Annotated in this window: 27 protein-coding genes and 3 tRNA genes; 22 read left to right on the top strand and 8 right to left on the bottom strand. The window is 57.9% G+C overall.

Annotation, left to right across the window (positions count from 1 at the left end; genetic code table 11):
• Window positions 1–5: 5 nt before the first annotated feature.
• Entirely contained in the window at window positions 6–767 is a 762-nt protein-coding gene (locus tag WLZ34_RS01690; RefSeq protein ID WP_434731636.1) for an ABC transporter permease, read from the top strand.
• 25 nt (window positions 768–792) lie between these two features.
• Here WLZ34_RS01690 and WLZ34_RS01685 read toward each other — a convergent pair whose 3' ends face one another.
• Both WLZ34_RS01685 and WLZ34_RS01680 read right to left on the bottom strand, forming a co-directional pair.
• On the bottom strand, window positions 793–1,656 hold the full coding sequence (locus WLZ34_RS01685) for an MBL fold metallo-hydrolase (protein ID WP_434731635.1): 864 nt from the start codon (window positions 1,654–1,656) through the stop codon (window positions 793–795).
• A gap of 66 nt (window positions 1,657–1,722) precedes the next feature.
• Window positions 1,723–1,797: transfer RNA gene (locus WLZ34_RS01680), tRNA-Glu, on the bottom strand.
• Between the two features lie 93 nt (window positions 1,798–1,890).
• On the opposite strand from WLZ34_RS01680, the gene WLZ34_RS01675 reads away from it, so the two are divergent.
• The 13 genes from WLZ34_RS01675 to WLZ34_RS01615 all read left to right on the top strand — a co-directional run bounded on the left by WLZ34_RS01675 (window position 1,891) and on the right by WLZ34_RS01615 (window position 10,237).
• Window positions 1,891–1,966: transfer RNA gene (locus tag WLZ34_RS01675), tRNA-Gly, on the top strand.
• 336 nt (window positions 1,967–2,302) lie between these two features.
• Window positions 2,303–3,823, top strand: coding sequence for a proton-conducting transporter transmembrane domain-containing protein (locus tag WLZ34_RS01670; RefSeq protein ID WP_434731634.1), 1,521 nt, complete (start codon window positions 2,303–2,305; stop codon window positions 3,821–3,823).
• Window positions 3,816–4,814, top strand: a complete 999-nt coding sequence (gene nuoB, locus WLZ34_RS01665) for an NADH-quinone oxidoreductase subunit NuoB (RefSeq protein WP_434731633.1) — start codon at window positions 3,816–3,818, stop codon at window positions 4,812–4,814. The genes WLZ34_RS01670 and nuoB overlap by 8 nt, the downstream gene beginning before the upstream one ends.
• A complete protein-coding gene (locus WLZ34_RS01660) occupies window positions 4,804–5,901 on the top strand; it encodes an NADH-quinone oxidoreductase subunit D (RefSeq protein ID WP_434731632.1) in 1,098 nt (365 codons plus the stop codon). The genes nuoB and WLZ34_RS01660 overlap by 11 nt, the downstream gene beginning before the upstream one ends.
• A 4-nt stretch (window positions 5,902–5,905) precedes the next feature.
• On the top strand, window positions 5,906–6,355 hold the full coding sequence (locus tag WLZ34_RS01655) for a 4Fe-4S binding protein (RefSeq protein ID WP_434731631.1): 450 nt from the start codon (window positions 5,906–5,908) through the stop codon (window positions 6,353–6,355).
• The gene (locus WLZ34_RS01650; RefSeq protein ID WP_428726826.1) at window positions 6,348–6,629 is read left to right on the top strand and encodes a monovalent cation/H+ antiporter complex subunit F; all 282 of its coding nucleotides are present in this window, start codon (window positions 6,348–6,350) and stop codon (window positions 6,627–6,629) included. The genes WLZ34_RS01655 and WLZ34_RS01650 overlap by 8 nt, the downstream gene beginning before the upstream one ends.
• Window positions 6,626–6,991: a monovalent cation/H(+) antiporter subunit G gene (gene mnhG / locus WLZ34_RS01645; protein ID WP_434731630.1), complete on the top strand. Its 366-nt coding sequence runs from the start codon at window positions 6,626–6,628 to the stop codon at window positions 6,989–6,991. Before WLZ34_RS01650 ends, mnhG begins: the two co-directional genes overlap by 4 nt.
• On the top strand, window positions 6,988–7,242 hold the full coding sequence (locus WLZ34_RS01640; RefSeq protein ID WP_014737286.1) for a Na(+)/H(+) antiporter subunit B: 255 nt from the start codon (window positions 6,988–6,990) through the stop codon (window positions 7,240–7,242). The genes mnhG and WLZ34_RS01640 overlap by 4 nt, the downstream gene beginning before the upstream one ends.
• A complete protein-coding gene (locus tag WLZ34_RS01635; RefSeq protein ID WP_434731629.1) occupies window positions 7,232–8,029 on the top strand; it encodes an MnhB domain-containing protein in 798 nt (265 codons plus the stop codon). The genes WLZ34_RS01640 and WLZ34_RS01635 overlap by 11 nt, the downstream gene beginning before the upstream one ends.
• The gene (locus tag WLZ34_RS01630; RefSeq protein ID WP_434731628.1) at window positions 8,026–8,430 is read left to right on the top strand and encodes a sodium:proton antiporter; all 405 of its coding nucleotides are present in this window, start codon (window positions 8,026–8,028) and stop codon (window positions 8,428–8,430) included. Before WLZ34_RS01635 ends, WLZ34_RS01630 begins: the two co-directional genes overlap by 4 nt.
• On the top strand, window positions 8,427–8,921 hold the full coding sequence (locus WLZ34_RS01625; protein WP_434731627.1) for a Na+/H+ antiporter subunit E: 495 nt from the start codon (window positions 8,427–8,429) through the stop codon (window positions 8,919–8,921). Before WLZ34_RS01630 ends, WLZ34_RS01625 begins: the two co-directional genes overlap by 4 nt.
• A gap of 9 nt (window positions 8,922–8,930) precedes the next feature.
• A complete protein-coding gene (locus tag WLZ34_RS01620) occupies window positions 8,931–9,281 on the top strand; it encodes a hypothetical protein (protein WP_434731626.1) in 351 nt (116 codons plus the stop codon).
• Window positions 9,266–10,237: a complex I subunit 1 family protein gene (locus WLZ34_RS01615; protein ID WP_434731625.1), complete on the top strand. Its 972-nt coding sequence runs from the start codon at window positions 9,266–9,268 to the stop codon at window positions 10,235–10,237. Before WLZ34_RS01620 ends, WLZ34_RS01615 begins: the two co-directional genes overlap by 16 nt.
• A 50-nt stretch (window positions 10,238–10,287) precedes the next feature.
• Here the strand turns inward: WLZ34_RS01615 and WLZ34_RS01610 are convergent.
• Window positions 10,288–10,362, bottom strand: a tRNA-Pro gene (locus tag WLZ34_RS01610).
• Between the two features lie 96 nt (window positions 10,363–10,458).
• Here WLZ34_RS01610 and WLZ34_RS01605 point away from each other — a divergent pair.
• Window positions 10,459–11,493: a deoxyhypusine synthase gene (locus tag WLZ34_RS01605; RefSeq protein ID WP_434731624.1), complete on the top strand. Its 1,035-nt coding sequence runs from the start codon at window positions 10,459–10,461 to the stop codon at window positions 11,491–11,493.
• Between the two features lie 4 nt (window positions 11,494–11,497).
• Here the strand turns inward: WLZ34_RS01605 and WLZ34_RS01600 are convergent, their stop codons facing one another.
• Window positions 11,498–12,409, bottom strand: a complete 912-nt coding sequence (locus tag WLZ34_RS01600) for a VIT1/CCC1 transporter family protein (RefSeq protein ID WP_434731623.1) — start codon at window positions 12,407–12,409, stop codon at window positions 11,498–11,500.
• Window positions 12,410–12,570: 161 nt separating this feature from the next.
• Window positions 12,571–13,428, bottom strand: coding sequence for a DMT family transporter (locus tag WLZ34_RS01595; RefSeq protein WP_434731622.1), 858 nt, complete (start codon window positions 13,426–13,428; stop codon window positions 12,571–12,573).
• A 179-nt stretch (window positions 13,429–13,607) separates the two neighbouring features.
• Here WLZ34_RS01595 and WLZ34_RS01590 point away from each other — a divergent pair, with 179 nt between their 5' ends.
• Genes WLZ34_RS01590 through WLZ34_RS01575 form a run of 4 tightly spaced genes read left to right on the top strand, consistent with a single transcriptional unit; the run spans window position 13,608 to window position 14,648 of the window.
• Window positions 13,608–13,754 (top strand): hypothetical protein, encoded by a 147-nt coding sequence (locus WLZ34_RS01590; RefSeq protein WP_434731621.1) that lies wholly within the window; start codon window positions 13,608–13,610, stop codon window positions 13,752–13,754.
• A gap of 6 nt (window positions 13,755–13,760) precedes the next feature.
• Window positions 13,761–13,895 (top strand): hypothetical protein, encoded by a 135-nt coding sequence (locus WLZ34_RS01585; RefSeq protein ID WP_434731620.1) that lies wholly within the window; start codon window positions 13,761–13,763, stop codon window positions 13,893–13,895.
• A 49-nt stretch (window positions 13,896–13,944) separates the two neighbouring features.
• Window positions 13,945–14,205: a hypothetical protein gene (locus tag WLZ34_RS01580; RefSeq protein ID WP_434731619.1), complete on the top strand. Its 261-nt coding sequence runs from the start codon at window positions 13,945–13,947 to the stop codon at window positions 14,203–14,205.
• A gap of 2 nt (window positions 14,206–14,207) precedes the next feature.
• On the top strand, window positions 14,208–14,648 hold the full coding sequence (locus tag WLZ34_RS01575) for a RidA family protein (protein ID WP_434731618.1): 441 nt from the start codon (window positions 14,208–14,210) through the stop codon (window positions 14,646–14,648).
• A gap of 27 nt (window positions 14,649–14,675) precedes the next feature.
• Here the strand turns inward: WLZ34_RS01575 and WLZ34_RS01570 are convergent, their stop codons facing one another.
• Both WLZ34_RS01570 and WLZ34_RS01565 read right to left on the bottom strand, forming a co-directional pair.
• Window positions 14,676–14,873, bottom strand: coding sequence for a hypothetical protein (locus tag WLZ34_RS01570; protein ID WP_428725166.1), 198 nt, complete (start codon window positions 14,871–14,873; stop codon window positions 14,676–14,678).
• 59 nt (window positions 14,874–14,932) lie between these two features.
• Complete coding sequence (locus WLZ34_RS01565) at window positions 14,933–15,646, bottom strand: hypothetical protein (RefSeq protein WP_434731617.1); 714 nt, start codon at window positions 15,644–15,646, stop codon at window positions 14,933–14,935.
• Between the two features lie 160 nt (window positions 15,647–15,806).
• On the opposite strand from WLZ34_RS01565, the gene WLZ34_RS01560 reads away from it, so the two are divergent.
• Both WLZ34_RS01560 and WLZ34_RS01555 read left to right on the top strand, forming a co-directional pair.
• On the top strand, window positions 15,807–16,073 hold the full coding sequence (locus tag WLZ34_RS01560) for a 30S ribosomal protein S25 (protein WP_434731616.1): 267 nt from the start codon (window positions 15,807–15,809) through the stop codon (window positions 16,071–16,073).
• A 208-nt stretch (window positions 16,074–16,281) separates the two neighbouring features.
• On the top strand, window positions 16,282–17,295 hold the full coding sequence (locus WLZ34_RS01555) for a DNA methyltransferase (RefSeq protein WP_434731615.1): 1,014 nt from the start codon (window positions 16,282–16,284) through the stop codon (window positions 17,293–17,295).
• A 158-nt stretch (window positions 17,296–17,453) separates the two neighbouring features.
• On the opposite strand, the gene WLZ34_RS01550 is transcribed toward WLZ34_RS01555, so the two are convergent.
• Entirely contained in the window at window positions 17,454–17,615 is a 162-nt protein-coding gene (locus WLZ34_RS01550; RefSeq protein WP_434731614.1) for a hypothetical protein, read from the bottom strand.
• Window positions 17,616–18,119: 504 nt separating this feature from the next.
• On the opposite strand from WLZ34_RS01550, the gene WLZ34_RS01545 reads away from it, so the two are divergent.
• The gene (locus tag WLZ34_RS01545) at window positions 18,120–18,836 is read left to right on the top strand and encodes an A/G-specific adenine glycosylase (protein WP_434731613.1); all 717 of its coding nucleotides are present in this window, start codon (window positions 18,120–18,122) and stop codon (window positions 18,834–18,836) included.
• Window positions 18,837–19,513 lie beyond the last annotated feature (677 nt).

The following is a 19,513-nucleotide window of genomic DNA, read 5'->3' as shown; positions in this document are numbered from 1 at the left end:
CTGAAATGAAGAGCGTACTCGTCATAGCCGCTAGGGACTTGAAGAGGTTCTGGAGTTACAGGTTCTGGCTAGCTGGGCAAATAGTGATGAACGTCGCGGACATAGTGATCTTCGGCCTGTTGTTCAACAACATGATCAACAGGAGCCTTATACCCGACTACATCAAGTTCGTCACGCCCGGCATACTCTCCCTAGCGCTGTTCATATCCAGCTTCAGTATAGGGAGGGAGGTGGGCGTGGAGCTCAGGCGGGAGGTGTCGGACTACCTATTGTCGCTACCTGTGTCGAGGGTAGAGCTCGTACTGGGCAGGTTCACTGGTGGCGCCTTGAGGGGCCTCATATACCAGTCCGGGTTCATCGTGTTGGCGATGCTGCTCGTCGGCGTCCCCAGCGGGTACGCGTGGTTGGTGGTGGCCTACACTTCGATAACCCTCTCCTTCGCGATGTCGGGTCTCTCAATAGCTCTGTCGACGGTGACAAGGGACTTCAACCTGCAGGCCACAATAAGGTCGGTGGTCTACTACGTCTTGTTCTTCTTCTCCAATATCTTCTACCCCCCACGGGTTATTGCCGCGAGATTCGGGGGGTTCTCCGACGCAGTCTCGTACTCACCTCTATCTATCGCTACCTCGCTGTATAGGTGGGCTTTCGGTTATACACCAGAAGTCGACGTCGCGGTCGACAGTTTGCTGCTGGCTGCTTGGACAGCAGTACTGCTGCTCGCGTCTTACTTCCTCTACTTGAGGAACTTGACGAAAAAAGGTTGATTGCCTTTAACACGTCCCAGGGTGCTTACTCAGCTTCTGCGGTAATTGTAAAACCGCTGTGGATTTTCCTCATCCTGTCGCCGTATACTTTCAGCAACTCGGCTTCGCCTCTTAAACCGGTGCAGTGGCCTGCGTAGACCTCCTCAACGCCCTCGTTCTCGAGCTCGCTTACGACTCTACTAACAGTCTCAGCGTCCGCGTTAGCGAGGTGAAGGCCGCCCAGGACTACAAGCTCGTCCCCGCCCGCGGCCTTCCTAGCTTTTCTCACAATGTTTGAAATACCGCTGTGCGAGCAACCAGCTAGGACGAGCGTTGTACTGCCTAGTCTGATAGCCATGCCGGTGTCGTCGAGTACAGGGTCGTCGACGAGCTCACCCTCTCTCAGCTTCTTAAAGCCTTTCACAGCGTACTTGTTGTCATAGTACCTCTCGACCTCCCCGAGGAACCACGTGCCTGGTGCTAACTCGAACGCGCTTTTCGTGAGTAGGGTCCTAAACCTCTCCAGGGCCCCCCTAGACTCATCCGTGAGCCCTATATACCTTAGGCCTTGCTCGCCGACGGAGTAGGCCGGCTCCAGGATCCCCGGGTGGGCTATCACTGTCGCCTTTTGGTTGACCTTTGCTACTCCAGGAAGGCCCCCCGTGTGGTCCCAGTGCCTGTGCGAAACAACCACATAGTCTACGAGCCCCAAGTCCAGGCCAAGCCTTCTCGCGTTGAACAGTAGGACCCTACTCGTGGCGCCGGTGTCGAACAAGACCCTCTTTACCAGCCCGTCACTGTACCTCAACTCGACTAAGGTGCTGAACCCGTGCTCGCCGAGCAGCCCCTCGGTGAACCCGGCGTAGTCGTCCACTAAGACGACGAGCCTTATCGAGGACAGCTCTCTCATAGTAACCCCTAAGAACGAGACTGGATTTACACTGTTAAATAATCGCCTAACGCGGGGGAGAGCATGTGCCGCCGCCGGGATTTGAACCCGGGTCACGGGCTCGAAAGGCCCGCATACTTGACCGGGCTATACTACGGCGGCCAATCTATGCTATTCGTTGAACGGGGTTAAATCCCTTCAGGCCCTGGTCTGCCGGAATTGAATATAAACTCCTGACAGTAAGATAGAGACTAGGCGGCGGTCGTCTAGCCTGGACTAGGACGCCGGCCTTCCAAGCCGGAAATCCCGGGTTCAAATCCCGGCCGCCGCACTCAGAACGCTTTTTGTCACGGGAGCTCAACAGCAAACCCCTTAGCTAAGCTAGCGGAGCACGCCAGGACGCGATCACGGACACCCTCAACACCGAGACCGGGAGATCGGTCGTTCTTTCCCGCGGAGACCTGGGGTCGCAATAGTGCGGGTCAGATGGAGGTACTCACCTGGTTTAGGGTGAGGTTCTACGGCTTCGAGAGAGACCGTACGTTCCTGGTTCTCTTATAAGGAGTTGTAAATATCTGCGTAACACGTCTTTTATACGGTTAATTAAACCAAAATTTTAAACTTTGGACGAGCTAGTATACGGTAGGACTTACAAACGGTGTTTAAATTGCTGGGCGTCGATTTGTACCCGCCTCTCATACCGTACGCTTTGATCGGCTTCGCATTTCTCCTCCCGTTACTGAGAGCTTTGGGTGTTAAGAGGTCGGTATCGAGGGACCTGGCTCTAATAGCCACTCTCGCGGCTTTCTACGGCTCTCTAGAGGTCTACAGGGCCGCTTCCAGCAGCGTCCTCGTGTACACTATAGGCGGCTTCCCGATCCCCGTCGGCATAGCCTACGTTGTCGACGGCTTCTCGGCCCTGTTTGGTCTACTGATAGCGTCGCTGTTCGCCGTGCTGACCCCTGTCTCCCCCGTCTTTGTGGAGGACAACGAGTACTTCTACTCTGCTCTACTCGGCCTGGAGGCCGGCCTACTAGGGGTCGTCTACACGGGGGACGTGTTCAACATGTTCGTTATGCTAGAGGTTTTCACCATATCTGCCTTCGTCCTTATATCCGCGTCCAAGACGAGAGGTGCTTACAGGGCAACGATCACGTACGCCATAGTCGGCATGGTCGCTGGCACGCTGTTCTTTTTCGCGGCAGTACTAATCTACTACGTCTCAGGCTCCCTGAACATAGGCCACGTCGCGGCCATGGTCTCAGGGACCGCCCCGCCCGCGGGAAGGACTAGTCAGGTGCAGCTCGCCATACTATTGCCCCTCTTCATAATCACGTGGTCGATGCTGGCCGAGTCCGCGATCTCCCCCCTCCACTTCTGGCTGCCCGAGGCCTACACTCACGCGCCGCCCGTGGTGTCCTCCCTCTTGAGCGGCCTGGCTGAGGGCGTGGCCTTCTACGTTATAGCCCGGGTCTACTACACGATATACTCCGGCATCCCGCCTTACATCCAGTTGATGCTGGCAATTCTCGGAGGGCTCACTGTAGGGGTCGCCGGTGCAGGGCTACTGGCGTCGAGGGACCTGTTGAGGGTGGCAGGCTACACCGTGATACTGGACTCGGGCTTCATGGCCTTAGCCCTGTCAATGGGTGCGAGAGGGTTACCGGTCTTAATGGCGTACGCAATAGCACACGCCTTCGTCAAGCCCATCATCTTCCTAGTCGGCGGCTACGCGACGAGGTTGCGAGTCGGCGTTTTGAGGAAGAGCTGGCCCTTAGCGGCCTCTTTCATGATCGGGGTGCTCAACATCGTCGGCGTGCCGCCCACAGCGCTGTTCATGGCCAAGTTGCAGCTATACCAGGTAGCACTAGAGTCCCTCGGGTCGAACAGCGTGCCGGCGCTCATAACCCTGGTCAGCCTACCCGTGGGCTCCGTAATGGCTTTAATAGGGTTCATGAAGGTACTACCGCCCCTCGTGACAACGGAAACTAGAGAGGCAGCAGAAAAACCGCCGAGGTACTTGATGGCCCTCGTGCTCTACTTCGCCCTGGCCAGTTTGCTTCTCGGAATTCTCTACAACCAGGTACAAGCCGCCGTCTCCTCCTCTGTCGAATCCATGCTGAACAGGCTCTCATACATTGGGTCGGCCTTGGAGAAGACAACGGAGGTGGTGTACTCCTATGGCTAGCTTGCTTAAGAGGCTCGTAGACTGGGCTAGGTCGAGGAGCCCCTGGATGATACACTACTGCGCTGCCTGCGGGGCAGTGGAGTTCCCGCCCCTAGTGACGTCTCCGTTGGACTGGGAGCGCTACGGCTACATGCCTGTCCCGTCGCCTAGGCAGGCAGACTTCGTAGCTGGAATGGGCTACTTGACGAGGAAGACAGTGAAGCTGATGATAAACCTCTTCAGGCAGACCCCGAACCCGAAGTTCGTGGTGGCCGGTTGCAACTGTACCGCCACTGGAGGCCTCTACTGGGACTCGTACGCGACTTACAAGAGGCTGGACGACTTCTTCACGGTCTCCGGCTGGGTCCCCGGTTGCATGCCAATGCCGGACGACTGGACGGCCCTGATCACAGACCTCAGGAGGCAGATCTACGAGGGCTTGAAGGGAGACAAGCTAAAGGACGCCGAGGAGTTTATCGCGAGGGTCGAGGAGGGCGAGAGGAAGTGGCGGGAGGAGTACTTTGCCAAGCCCCAGCCCCCGTTCAACTACGCATTCAAGGAGACCTACCCCGAGTGCGAGGAGATGTACGAGAGGGCTAAGCTCTGCGTGACCAGCGTGAGAAGAGAGAGGCTGAAGACAGCCCTATCGGAGCTCAAGGAGAAGGGCTTCGTACTACTCTCCAACATCGACGCAGTCGACTACCCCAAGAACGGCGTCATAGAGCTGTACTACTTCGTAGAAAACAAGGACGACTCGTCCCAAATTGCTTTGGAGACCTTCGTGCCGAGGTCCGAGCCTGAGATTGAAAGCGTTCACGACCTCTACCCTAACGCCCTGTTCATCGAGAGAGAAGTCTACGAGATGATGGGGGTTGTTTTCAAGGGCCACCCGGAGCTTAGGAAGTGGATACTCGACGGCAACTGGGAGGGCCCCCCTCCTCTGAGGAAGGACGTGGACACAGCTACCTACATCGTCAAAACGTTCTACGGGGGCGACAAGTATGGCAGGTAGCTACATGCTGTACTTCGGGCCGCAGCACCCGGGAGCGCCGGGGAACGTAGGGTTCAGGCTAGAAATGGAGGGGGAGAGGGTAGTACGGGCCGAGCTAATACCCGGCTTCCTCCATCGCGGCTTCGAGAAGATGATGGAGAACAGGAAGTGGGAGAACAGCTACGTCCTGTCCTACAGGTTCTGCGTCGAGGACCCCGACCCGTTCGAGGTCGCCTACGCAGAGGCGCTTGACATGGTGTTCAAGGTGGACCCGCCCCCTAAGGCCAAGTACTTCAGAATGATACAGGCCGAGTTCTCTAGGATAGCGTCTCACATGTTCTGGACCCACTTCATGCTAGGCTCTGTCGGCTTAAGGACACCGGCTTACTGGGCCCTCGCAGCTAGGGAAGAGATACTGAAGTGGTTTGCCTGGGTCACCGGTCACAGGATATACCACAACTTCAGCGTCCCCGGCGGTATCAGGAGCGACGTGCCGCAGGACTTTCAGAGTAGAACACTTGACCTGACCTACCGCGTCGAGGACCTCGTCAAGGACGTGGAGAAGGCGGCGCTGGGGAACAGGGTCTTCAAGAGGAGGACGAGAGGGGTCGGCGTGATCAAGGGCGAGACGGCCCTCAGGCTCGGCGCCACAGGCCCGGTCGTAAGAGGGGGCGGGCTAGCCTACGACGTGAGGAAGCTCGCACCATACGAGCGCTACGACAGCGTCAACTTCGAGGTACCGGTTGGAGAGGTCGGTGACGCGTACGACAGGGCCCTCGTGAGGTTCAGGGAAGTCCATGAGAGCCTTAAGATCATAAGGCAGGCGACCATGGAAGTGAGACCAGGCGGCCCATACAGGGTAAAAATACCCCTTACAGCACCTCCTGGGAGAGGGTATGCGAGAGTCGAGTCGGCGAGGGGCGAGTACACCGTTCACGTCACGAGCGTTGGCGGGAGGTCGCCGTACAGGGTGAGGTTCAAGAGCCCCTCGATGCCACTGCTCACGACGGTGTTGGACTACATCATAAAGAACGAGGAGGTGACAATAGCAGACTTCCCGGTGGTACTCGCCTCCCTAGATCCGTGCGCGCCCGATATAGACAGGTGATACCATGGTACTCTCCACAATAGCCGAGGCGGTCAAGTACCTCTTCAGGAGGCCCTACACGAGACTAGTCCCAGCCGAGACGGGGCCCTTCAAGACGGACAGAATGAGAGGTGCTCACATACTCGACATGTCGAAGTGCACGGGGTGCTCGATGTGCCAGCTGGTCTGCCCAGCGAACGCGATCGACATGGTCGAGGTCCCCGGCCAGTACCCCCAGAACCCCAGGAGGAGGTTCCCCAGGATAGACCTCCACAAGTGCACTTTCTGCGCCCTCTGCGTCGAGTACTGCCCGTTTGACGCCCTCTACATGACGAGCGTGACCGGCTTCGAGCTCTACACTAGGGACAAGTCCACGACGCTCAAGAGCCCGGTCGAGCTCTCCAGAGGGGACTACACGCTCGTGACGGTGAAGAGGGACCTCTACGTGACCAAGGAGGTGAAGGCCAGTGGTTGACCCGTCTCTACTGAACTACGTGTTGCCGGTCGTACTGGGGGTCTACGGCCTCGCCTACTCCATCTACAGCATAGTCGTACTGAGGGGGCCGACGGTCCCAGACATGGTGCTAGCACTAGACGTCATGACAGTAGACCTTATCATCATCTACCTCTTGATAGCCTTGTACTACGAGTCTCCAATGCTCGCGATCGGTGCGATCCCCCTGGCCTCGTGGATTCTGCTACTCGACTTCGTGGTCGCGAAGTACCTGTTGGAGGTGAGGAAGAAGTGATAGACGTGCTGCTGTTCGTACTAGGCTCCTCCCTGATGGTCTTAAGCGCGGTACTCTCCCTGATCGGTGCGGTCGGCTTCCTACGGTTCAGGAACTTCTTTCTTAGACTACACCCAGCCACGGTGGGGTCCATAGGCGGCGGGGTCTACGGACTGGTCGGCCTAGCACTACTAACGCTCTCACTCGACGTACCCGGCTACTTGAAGTACTACATATTCGGCGTCGCGATCGTCTCGGCGGCTCTCGTGGTCTTCGCCTCCCCTACAGGCTCGCACATCCTCGCCAGAGCTGCCTACAGGTCCGGCGAGGCCGCACCCCGACCCCTAATTAAAGACAAACTAAAGGAGGCCGGCCTCGAATGACCCCCGTCATCATCCTTCTACTCAGCGCGTTCAGCGCGGTAATGGCTTTGATCGCCACGATAAAAATAGTCTACGAGAGAGACGTCTTGAAGACCATAATCATCTCGGGTGTCGAGTCGCTTTTCTACTCCATTATACTCGCCAGCTTCCTGGCCCCCGACCTGCTCATCGCGTATATAGCCGTAGGCCTAGGCCTCAACTCGGCGATCCTCTTGTACGCCCTGAGAGGGGGTGAGAGGTATGAGGAGTAGGGGTGCGCTAGAGGAGGTAGGGCTGGTCCTTTCCATACTCCTAGGGGTTCTACTGACCTACTACCTGGTGAGGGCTGACGTGGTCTCTTTGACATACGGCAACATCCCGCTGGCAAACCTTTACTTGAGAGCCGTGCCAGACCCCAGCTCGCCGTTCACTAGCAGGAGCCCGGAGGTAGTGACCAGCGTTATATGGGACCAGAGGGGGTACGACACCTACTTCGAGACCTCGGTCCTGTTCATAGCGATCATAGGGGTGCTCTACCTGGCCGGTTTAGGTAGTGGGCAGGATAAAAGCTCCGTCTCCACGGTGATACCCAGGGTGATCACGAAGATACTCTTCCCCGTCATAGTCGCCGTCTCTGTGTCTGTCGCGCTTCACGGGCATCTAACCCCTGGCGGAGGCTTCCAGGGAGGCTCCATTTTCGCGGTCGCCCCCTTCCTGTACCTACTAGTGTTTGGACGGAGAATGCTGGAGGGGAAGGGGTTCAGGGCAAACGCACTAGTATTCGCGAGATCGCTAGCCGTGTTCCTGATCACGGTCGTCGGCTCCATAGTTCTGGTTGTCGGCCTACTCACGGGAGTCTCTGCTTTCCTCTTCCAGAACCAGCCGAAGCCGCAGCTCTCCCCTATAGGCTACCCGGCTTACGTGGTTTTGCCCTGGGGCGGCATCTTCCTGTTCTCCGGTACCCTCATGATACTGAACGTCCTGGAGTTTACCGCTGTCTCGACCGGCTTCACGCTAGCCCTAATCATCATAGACACCGTAACAGGTGGTAGGGAATGATCGCGGAGGCCCTGTTCTACCTAATAGTCTTCGCGGTTGGTGTAACGATAGGGGTGGCGATCTACGGGATCATTGTCAGGCCGCACATCGTTAAGAAACTAGTGCTGCTAACGATCTTGACCGACGCCGCCAACGTCATGGCGGTCCTCTTCGGCTACTACTTGAGGGCGATCTCGCCACCCGTCTACCCGGGAGGCTCACTCGAGGACTTCGCCTTCCCTTCGAGCGGTCAGCTGAGAGAGTTCTCGTCTATAAGCGTCGACCCGATACCTCAGGTCCTCATCGTCACAGCTATAGTCATAGGACTAGCAGAGCTGATCTTCCTCTCCCTCGTCGCGTACAACATTGGCGTGAACTACAAGACGTTGATGATCAACAAGCTGGAGGTGGAAGAGGAGTGAAGAGGCTCCTAGTGGTGGGACTCTCTATAGCCCTCGTATACCTAGTGTACACTGGGACCCTCAGCGTCGTCGAGGTCCTTATAGCGGTCGGCATAGGACTAGCCTTAAGTAGGGTGATAGGGGTAGACCTCGTCAAAGACGAGAGCAAGCTCAGTGTAAGGAGGTTTTTCGAGGCCGTTAAGTACGCTCTCAAGTACTTCACGATCATAGAGTACCTCGCCCACTACTCGGTAGTTAAAGCGATACTGTCAAGAGACCCGGGGCTGAAGCCGGCTATTGTCGAGGTGCCCTACTACGTGAACAGCGAGATAGCCGTGGTCACGATCGCGAACTCTATAACCAATACCCCGGGTACGGTCGTGGTGGACGTCGACGAAAAGAGGAAGAAGTTCTACGTACACTGGATCTTTGCCGAGGCGTTCGAGGGCGAGGAGGCGAGGAGAGGTGTCTCGGCGGAGTTCGAGGAGTGGGCTAAGAAGATATTCGATTAGGTGACGGCCATGCTCCTAGACCTCTACACCCTGACAGCAGTCGTCGCGGCGGCCACCGCTCTCACGGGCCTTGTGGTGTACTTCGTCTTCTACTGGCTCTTCCAACGTGTGGCCGGTAGAAGGGAGGCCGAGGAGGACGAGGTAAAGAGGAAGATCGTTTTCTCGGGCTTTATAGTGGACAAGCCCGAGTTCCCCAGCCTCGTTGAACTCGTCAAGGACATCTATTCAAGGGCTTTCAGGAGGGGCTTCAGGGTCGTCGAGAGGACGTCGAGAGGCCTAGTCGTGGACTGGTACCTCGTCGGCTACCTACTCATGCTAGCCCTGCTTATAGCGGGTGTCGTGATATGGTTCACCAGGTGATCTGGTTCCTATTCGAGTCGCTCGTCTACCCAGGGCTCGTTTTCGTAGTCCTACTGATCATATTCACCCAGTGGCTGTACAGGAAGCTGTCTGCTAGGATCCAGTATAGGAGGGGGCCTATACACTCAGGCCCCTTCGGGCTACTGCAGCCCCTCGCCGACTTGGTAAAGCTGCTCGCTAAGGAGGACGTCTACAACGTCTTCGGCCTCAACATACCACCTCTAGTAGTGATCTCCCTCGCGATAGGCGCTCTCTCGAGCGTCGCACTACTCACACCGCTGGCGCTGAAGCCCCTCTACGCGCCCTTCGACGCGGTGGTAGTGCTCTACTTGCTAGCGTTCGTACCGTTCGCGATAGCGTACCTGGCGCTCTCCAACCCCAACCCGTACACCTCCGTAGGCGTCGCGAGGTACCTGGCCCTCCTGATAGCCGCCGAGCCCCCCTACGTCCTGTCGTTCCTAGTACCCCTAGTGATAGCGGCTAGGCACGAGGGTACAGAGTACTCAGTCTACCTAACGAGCAACTTCTCGTACAGACTGTGGGCGGAGAACCCGGCCTCCATGGCGCTAGCCGCGGCGTCCTCCTTCATAGCTGTCATGGCGTTGCTGATGGTTAAGCCCTTCGACTCTCCCGAGGCCGAGGCGGAAATCTACTGGGGCTTGTTCACCGAGCTGGGTGGTCCGAGGCTCGCGTTGGGCATGTTCGCGAAGTTCGCTGAGAGGATAGTCTACCCCCTGTTCTTCGCCCTGCTCTTCCTCGGAGGCCCCTGGCCCTTCCAGGGGTCGGGCCTGCTGCCGGTTACGGCGGTTCTACTGAAGTACCTCGCCGTATACGTGGTGCTCACAATAGTGGACAACAGCCTGCCGAGGTATAGGCCGGACCAGGCAGTAGAGTTCCTCATTAAGTACCTCTACCCAATGTCCGTAATATCACTAGTTCTAGCGGTAGTGTTGTGATCGCTGACCGTGTCCAGAAGGAGCGGGTTGAATACCGGTCTCGACGCATATGGGGCCGCGGGGATTTGAACCCCGGGTCACGGGGGCCCAAGCCCCGCATCCTAGCCAGGCTAGACTACGGCCCCCTTCAATAATGATTATAATCGGCCGATTGATGTTTTAAACCTACGCGAAGGATTTCATTTTTAAGACTCCAGAGATAGGTTTCCTGGGGTGGAGGTGTGGAGGAGTTTACCCTAGGTGAGGTGAAGACTCTAGAGGTTAAGGAGAGGACCGTCCACCAGCTCCTGCTGGAGATGAGCGACGTCTCTTTCCAGGGTAGGGCGTTGGGGGAGGCGTACCGGGTACTCATAGACATGTTCGAGGACCCCGACAACACGATCTTCATGGGCCTAGCGGGGTCAATGAGCACGGCCGGGATGTGGAGGATAGTGAAGTGGTTTGTAGAGAACAGGTACGTGGACGTCCTAGTCTCCACCGGGGCCAACATAAGCGAGGATATCGTGGAAGCCATGGGCTTCAAGTACTACAAGACCTACCCGACGGTAGACGACGCTAAGCTGCTCGAGCGGAAGTTCGACAGGTTCTACGACACCGTGGTCAACGAACTCGAGTACAGGCAGATGGAGGGCCTGATCGGAGAGTTCATCGAGACCCTCCCAGAGGGCGGCGTCTACTCGACGATGGAGTTCCTATACTTGTTCGGCAAGTTCCTGAACGAGAAGGGGATAGACTCGATAGTGTCCGCGGCTTACAGAGCAGGGGTACCGGTTTTCTCCCCGGCGCTAGTAGACAGCGGCTACGGTATCGCCGCCGTCCTCAAGTACAGGAGAGGGCACAGAATAGTCCTTGACATGGTGAAGGACTTCGCGCAGCTGGTGGAGATAGGCCTCAGGAGCAAAAAGATCTCCGCGATCTACATCGGGGGCGGCGTCCCCAAGGACTACGTGAACCTCGTCGCAGTTGCCAACACCCTCGTCGCAGAGTACGAGCGAGGCGAACACGACTACCACAAGCCGCTCGAGTACGTCGTCCAGTTCACCACCGACAGCCCTCAGTGGGGCGGGCTCAGCGGCGCCACACTCGAGGAGGCCGTGAGCTGGGGTAAGGTCTCGCCGAAAGCGAAGAAGAGGGTGGTCTACGTCGACGCCACTATAGCGCTGCCCCTGATCTCCCACGGCCTAGTGAGCGGGGGTGTTAAGAGGAGGAGGCCCGTCGACCTGAGCTGGCTCTTCAGCGAGTTGGAAAAGAAGTGACGGCCTAGAGACCCGTGGAAATACCGAGGTGCCTACTCAGAGCAGCGCCCAGGAGGTAGCTCGCGAGAGCGATGCCCAGGAGGAGGGAGAGGCTCTCCAGAAACTCCCTCTTAAACTCCTTGTCCTCGACTACGCTCGAGTAGTACGTGAAGACCCCCGTGAGCAGTACGCTGGCGGTAACGCTCGCCGCGAAGGCGGCTGGCAGGCTCCTCATGGTGAAGAAGGGTGCTACGAGTAGGAGGACCGACAAAATGTAGGCCAGCCCCGTGACCACAGCGCTCTTAGTGGGCGAGACCCTCTTTTCGTGTTTCGACTGGAGGTACGACGCCCCCGCCATGGAGAGAGCGGCGGAGAAGCCCACTATTAAGCCCGCTAAGCCAACGATGACCGTGTTCTCGGTGGCCCCAAGGAACCCCGCGTTGACGCCCGTTATCTCCACGATGGCGTCTGCTAGCCCTAGGGCCACGAAGCCCAAGTACTTCAACCTGGGGTCTGAGAGTATTCCGATAAGCTCTTTCTCGTGGGACTCCTCGTCTTTGATCAGAGCCTCTAAGGTACTCCTCGCCTCCCCACTCAACGCGCCCAGCAGGCTAGTGTACTCTCTAATAGCGCTCTCTTCACCCCTCTCCAGCAGTTTGATCGTATACAGGGGGCCCAGGAGCACGTAGCTGAGCTTGAAGAGCCACACCCTCCAGTAACCGGGCCTACAGTCTTTGCCCGCGTACTCTCTCCAGAACTCGTAGTGCCGTTCCTCGTCCTCCGCAAGCTTGCTCAAAATCCTCCTCCTCTCTTCGTCCTTCTCCAACCTCGACAGAGACCTGTAGACCTCTAGACTAAAGGCCTCGTCGAGACAAAACCTGTACGCTTGACGCGGGTTTATCGAACCGGGTGTTGACTCCATAGTGGCCGCTCCCAACAACTAATTCCCGCAGTGGGCTCTTTAAACGTGGTCGAGCCCGTTACGCCTCCGTTGGCCAGTGGTCAGTTTTTAAAGGACTCTTCACGCCTCAGCGAGTACAGCCTTCTTCATCCCGGTGCAATCTTACTCGTCTCCGACCTTAAACTAGACGGCCGGGTTCAGACGTAGTTCAGGGCTACTCCTAGCGACACGGCGATCGAGCCGAGGACGTGATTTAAGGCGACCCTCTCCCGGGACACCAGCCTTGTGGTGAACTGGGATAGGACGGGCGTGAAAGCGGTTGCCACGGCGGTCAGCGACGCGCCCACGGTGTTGATCGAGTAGATGAATAGGTACATCCCGATCGTCCAGCCGAGGATCCCTGTGACCAACCCCGCCTTGATAACGTCCCTGAGAGACCGCCGGTCGTACCAGCCCTCGAGGACGTAGCCAACCGGTGTCAGGAATAAGGCTATGAGTACCAGCCGGACAACTGTGAGAGAGACCACGTCCGGCAGGAAGCGCAGACTTATCTTAACCAGTGTTGTGGCCAGCCCCCACAGCACGCCGGCGCCGAGACCCGCGAGTATGCCGGTGGCGAGTTTGCCCTGCCCCCTAGAGTTGTTCGAGCCGATAGTCGCTACAGCGATACCGGTGAAGGCCAGCACCCCGCCCAGGGCAGCCTTGAGGCTCACGGCCTCGCCGGCCATGGTTAGGGAGAAGAGCTGGGTGAAGAAGATGTACGTGTAGCTCACCGTCACGGCTAGGGAGCCCCCCACGCTCTTTATGGAGAGGGTGTATAGAGAGTCGCCTAGGCCTGGGCCGAGCAAGGCGGACAGCGCGATCACCAGCCACCCGTATGGGGTCGCGTTCAACGCCACCGGTCTGAAGGGAATGAGCACCAGTAGAGGCGCGACCGCGATGAGAGCCCTTAGCCCGGTGAAGGTTAGGGGCTTCAAGCTCCTACCATATCGCGATATCACGGCCGGGTTCAGGCTCCACACAAGGGACGCCAGTACAGCGGCTAACAGGCTCAAGTAGACCACCGGCCCAGGCTTCCCGTCGCTGGCGTCTACATACTCTCAAAAACCGCTACATATGCGTACGTGAATACTCATCTCCGTAACCTCCTTTAAACCTTACAAGAATACCACTACTAAGGCGAGAAAGGAGCCGGTAGAGCCCTCCTTTAGCGTAGTGCTACGGAGGGTTAGCGTTGCTTGCCGTGAAGGTAAGGGGGAGAGACAACTACTTGAGGTACACCCTAGTTAGCTGGCTCCTCGAGGTGAAGGACCTGCTCGAGAGAGAGCTGTGCGACAACATCCAGCTAGAAGTCGAGGAGGGCGAGAACGAGTTACCGTAGCTCATAGTGGACGGCCAACTAGTTGGCGCGGGACTGCCGGGCGAGGAGGGCTACCTAATAGAGGTCGTCAAGAAGGCGGTCATGGACCTGCGTGGGCCGTCGAGTCGGTGCGACGAGCAGGGGGAGTGGCTTGCCGAGTAATTAGGCTGTACTGCAAGAGACCATAGCGGTGCGAGAATGGGCGGTCCACGTGATCACAGGCTACGGTATGCTGACGCCGCTACAACTGATACCCAACCCCAGGGCCGTCCACGCGGACAGGTTGCTGAGAGTAACCGCTCTGGTCCTTAGTCTACCACACTCCTACTTCGGGGTTCGGCACACTCTTCATGTTCGCGAGGAGGCGCCGTCGAGGACGTGGAGGAGCGTCTACGCGGCTGTGCCCACATCCGCTATAGTCGTACTCGCGGTAGCCCTGGCGCTACTCGAGTCTTACTTGGCCGCCCCGTAAACTTGATTAAGCGGTCTAGTCTCGTGGTTAACACGGGGGTGCTGTCTACGAGGCCTGTCTACTCTAGTAGAGCACCGAAGCCGATAGGCCCTTACAGCCAAGCCGTACTAGTGGACGGCTGGCTGCTTGTCTCGGGGCAGATACCCGTAGATCCGGCCACCGGCGAAGTGGTCAGGGGCGACTTCAGAAGCCAGGTTACCAGGGTGCTCGAGAACATCAAGGCCATAGTCGAGGACGCGGGGGGCACGCTCAGAGACGTGGTCAAGGTGACCGTCTACTTGAGGGACCTGAGTCGCGTAGGCGAGTTTAACGAGGTTTACGCGAAGTACTTCGGGGAGAGCCAACCGGCCAGGAGCCTCGTCGGCGTCTCGGACCTGCCCAGGGGGGTCGACATCGAAGTCGAGGTCATAGCGCGCCTAAAAAGCGGTAGTGGGGGCGAGTAAAGAATACGCCGATAGGCGCCCCCTCCGTCACTTCCGCGGCTTTACCCTGACCACGAACTCGGACTTTTTACCCTTCGGGGACACACCCGAGTAGTAGTTGAACACTTTGTGGCACCTCGGGCACTCCAGCCTCATCACTGTGTAGAAGCGGAACCTCCAAGGCTCCCTCAGTAGCTTGAAGGCCGAGACGTCCGCCTCGTAGCCGCAGTAGGGGCACTTGACCAACTTTCACCACCATTCTAATTCTACTGCACACAAAGAAATAAACCGACGCCTCTGCCGGGTCAGCTGACGACAACCTCGAAGGTACCCTCGGGCTTGACGCAGGTCTTGTCTGAGCAAAACTCCGTGCCGCCAATGGTCCCGTACTTGAACACGCCCTTGAACGGCCTCTCTACGAGGAACACGAACTCCCTGGAGTAGAACACGCCGCCTGGGAGGAGGCCTCTACGGCACAACACCTGGCAGTCTACGTACGGCACCGCCACGACACCGCCCCCCTCGACGAGAACAAGGTGCGCCTGGAGGGCGGTGTTGCACGCACAACCGCCAGCGTAGAAAGAGACGCTGGAACCCCCCTTGTTGGCTATTACGAACCCGACTCTCAGGACCGCGAGCTTGTCGAGGCTCTTGTTAGCCCACTTAGCGTAGTCGACCCCAGTTAAGTTCCACTGTTTGAGCAGGTCGAGTACTGCGCGGACCTCACTCTCGTTGAACGACACGGTGTAGTAGGGCTGGACGGCCAGGGAGCCGAAGGGGGGCTGGGCGACCACGACCGTGTAGCTCCCTGGTGGGGGCGCGTGCGTGGTCTGACCATACGGCGGAGCCGCGCTGACCGGCGAACCCGTCAGAGTAGCGAGCGGCGGAGTAGTAGCCGGTGTAGTCGTTAGGGTAGGCGCTGCCGACCCGCCTTGGGGCCTGGCCTGGAGGGCAGCCCACAGTAGCGCCCCGGCCAAGGCCAGCACGGCGGCTATTGCGTACGCTGCGACCCTCTTCACACGGCCACCAGTAGTTGCTACGGGTTCGACGAAATAAACGGTTTGCATGTGGTGCCTGTACGTCTCTTCAGTCTCCCGGGTGAGCGATTATGCGATGTTTCCTGTGGGCGTTAATGATTTAAAACCCCTGTCGAATCCAGATGTCCTGAAGGGTGGGTCGATGTCGAAGAAGAGGGAGAAAGCCGAGAAGGCTCTACCACCCGAGCTCGCCTTGACGTCGCCGGACTTGACCGGGGAGTTGCTGGCCAAGGTCGAGAAGGAGATCGCGAGAGCCGAGGACCCGTACGTAACCCCAAGTACTATAGCGCAGAAGTACGGGGTCAAAGTGAGCACTGCCAAGAAGGTCCTGAGGCTACTCGAGGAGAAGGGGCTCGTGAAGCCGGCCTCTCACACGAGGAGGACCCGGGTCTACGTCGTCGTGAAGTAACAGCGTGGACCGCCCTCACCCCCTCCCTACCCGAGAACGCTGTTTCGCGCCGGCGCAGCTTGAGGGCCTGCCTCCTGTCTACGGGGTCTGGGCGGGTCCGGCGACCCCAGCCCGGGCACTCCGGTTTTATCGGGTTTCTAGACTACTTGGTTACAGGGTGCTAGTGTAGACTCGTCGCCGCTCCGGCACATCTCCAGGAGTGGTGGGGATGCGGGAGGTCCCTATAAGCGAGTACCTCGAGTTCGTCTCTAGGAACAGAGAGGTCGTCGTCGAAGACCAGGTGATAAGACTCGACCCTATAGAAGTCAAGCGGCTCGACCCCCTCCCAGAGGAGCTCACCGACGTGTCGACGACGGTCTGGAGCTTCCCGGTCAGGGGGGGCTGGGCCACCCACAGGGGGGACTACAGGGGCAACTGGGCGCCTCAGATCCCCAGGGCGCTTATACTCATGTACACGAGGCCCGGTGACGTAGTGCTAGACCCCATGGTGGGCAGCGGGACTACGCTGATAGAGGCGAAGCTCCTGGGGAGGAACTCGATCGGCGTCGACATAAACTACAACGCGGTCATGCTCGCTCTCCACAGGCTCTACTACCTCGAGAAGGCCCTCGCGGAGTACTTGAAGAGGCTGAGGGAGCGGGCCGTGGCGAGAGGCGGAGGTGCGGGCCCGGCTCTCGGGGACGCTACGCCGGAGGACGTGGAGAGGGCCTGGTACAAGGCATACCACGGCGACGCCAGGAGGCTGAGCCTCCTCGGGAGCGAGAGCGTCGACCTGGTTGCTACACACCCGCCGTACTTCAACATTATAGACTACGGGGGCGGGGAGAGGCCCGAGGGCGACCTATCTGCTGCTAGAGACCTCGAGGAGTACCTGAGGTGGGTGAGGGAGGTGGCCGGGGAGCTCTACAGGGTCTTGAAGCCGGGGAAGTACTGCGCTATACTGGTAGGCGACACCAGGGTGCACAAGCACTACGTCCCGATATCACACTACGTGCTCCAGGCCTTCCTGGACGCCGGCTTCCTCCTCAAAGAGGAGGTCATCAAGGTCCAGCACAAGATGAAGACCACGAGAGAGGTCTGGAGCAGGGTCAAGAACAGGGACTTCCTACTGATATACCACGAGAAGCTCTTCATACTCAGGAAGCCGGGGCAGTCCGAAGAGGGCAGACCTGGCAGACTCAAGTACAGCGGGAGACAGCCCTTCATCAAATTCGAGCTATAACACGGTAGAAAGCCCCGTCTACATTCCCGGCGTCTTCTAGAATCTAATTAAGGCGGGAACACCGGCACGGGAGTCGCTGTAACCCCTGTTTACCACTTTTCCGAGCCCCTTTGTTTAGGCTCCTGAGATTGTCACGCCGCTTGTGAAGACCACGGAGTTCAGCACATCCCTGCAAGCCTTCCCAAGACCCTTGTAGTCTCCAAGAAGTCTGTACCCGCGAACTCCGGGGCCGTAGAGTGTGGTGGGTTCTTGGTAGCGATGCACGCCCTTAGTACCGGGAGTGTCACCGGTCTAACCGCGTCGAAGGCTACTATGTTCATATGTGGGCTCCACCACTTATCAAGGGCCCTCTTAAACTACTACAGCCTCTCGGCATCGGAGACGGCGTCCATGTAAATCTCAAGTTAGGTTGCTGTGTCCGGACTGTTCAACACAAGAATAAGCCCGGCGAGAGGGCTGCCAGACGAGAGGACACCAACAGAACACCTACTGGTTATGAGACGGAAGAACTAACGGCTTGTTCACACAAATTGTACCCCCTCTAGGAGCAGTATCAGCCGAAGCCCCACCGTTACGGCGACGAAAAGGAGACCAGCCTGGCTCCTGAAACCTCCAACACTTCATCCTCACACACCTCAAGCTCAAACCCGGAGTATGTACGTGGAGTAGTGCTACCCACGTGTTCTTTATGCACCTGCTCGCATGACTTCAGGTCTAAGCTCGCATCCAAGGCTATGTGCCGACGAGCCCATCGCCAGAGGTTAGGTATTTATCCTTATGCTCCGTGTTTAACAGATGGCTTGCGGGCTCAAAGGGTTTGAAGGGTGCGGTTCTTCGACCCGGGATTCAACGATAGGGTTAGGGCGTTCCGGGAGGCCGTTGTCGAGTGGTACAGGAGCCACGGGGATAAGAGCCTGCCCTGGAGGGCCGCGAGGGACCCCTGGCACGTGCTCGTCGCGGCTTTCCTCCTGAGGAGGACGACCAAGAGCCAGGTCGTTAAGGTCTACGAGGAGTTCCTGAAGCGCTACCCCAGCCCGGGAGCCCTCTTGTCCGCCGGCGAGGACGAGGTGAGGGAGCTCATACGGCCCCTGGGCTTGGAGCACGCGAGGGCCAGGCAACTCAAGGAGCTGGCCGAGCAGATCGAGAGGAGGTTTGGGGGCAGGGTCCCCTGTAGCAGGGAAGAGCTCAAGGAGCTCCCGGGCGTGGGGGACTACGCTGCGTCGGAGGTCCTGCTAGCGGCCTGCGGCAGGCCGGAGCCTCTCCTAGACACGAACATGATAAGGGTTATCGAGAGGGTGTTCGGCGTCAGGTCGACGAGAAGGAGGCCGCACAGGGACCCCCGGCTCTGGGACTTCGCCAGAGCCCTAGTACCCAGCGACCCGCTGCTAGCCAGGGAGTTCAACTACGGGGTTTTCGACATAGCGAGAAAGTACTGCAGAGCCCGAAGCCCCAAGTGCACAGGGTGCCCCCTCACACATGTATGCGACTACTACTCGAGGCTCGAGAGGTCACCTCGAGCTCCACGATCCGGCGGAACGTAGGACTTTGGGAAGTTTCCAGAATACCTGCTCAATCCCTTTACAACTCCTAATGATCTCGAGGGACGATCGAAACCACTAACTTATTATCGAGGGCACACCATCTAATGATTGTTCATGTAGACGTGAAATGGTTAAGCATGCTAGTTAATGCTCTAGATCTGCTACCACAGATGGTCGGTCCGTAGAACTGCTAACGGGCTACTCGAGGACAAGACCTAATGTCCCTAGCAGGGTCAGACGGTCTAATCCCTACATGATCAACCAGCCTGGTGTGGAGTTAGCTGGTGTTCGCCTCATCATAGACTCGTGTAGAAGTTCATGAAACGCTTTACCAGCGGGGGCGAAACGACACTCTAGATGGTCTAGTAATAATTTACGCATTAGTAGGTCCTGACTAGGCAACCCATGTAAGTTATTAGCTATAGGTGGTCGATGATCGAGACGGACTAGATCAGCTAGTAGAGACACCAGATGTACTACGCTCAGCACGCTTGCCCTACCAGCACGGCTAGATAATGTGCCGGATCAACCGGTCGAGGCGTTGGTCGAGCTCGGCTCTAGACGCCTCTTCTATATGATCATCTTCATCAGGGTAACACCTCTCAACGGTCATTTCGGGCAACCTACTATAGACACTCTAGGCTGTGGTAGTCCACAATAAATGGTAGCTACACCCG

The organism is Thermogladius sp. KZ2Tp1 (genome assembly GCF_051131135.1).
Taxonomy (GTDB): Archaea; Thermoproteota; Thermoprotei_A; order Sulfolobales; family Desulfurococcaceae; genus Thermogladius.
Note: the sequence above shows the minus strand (reverse complement) of the source record. Positions and strands in the feature narration are given on the sequence as shown.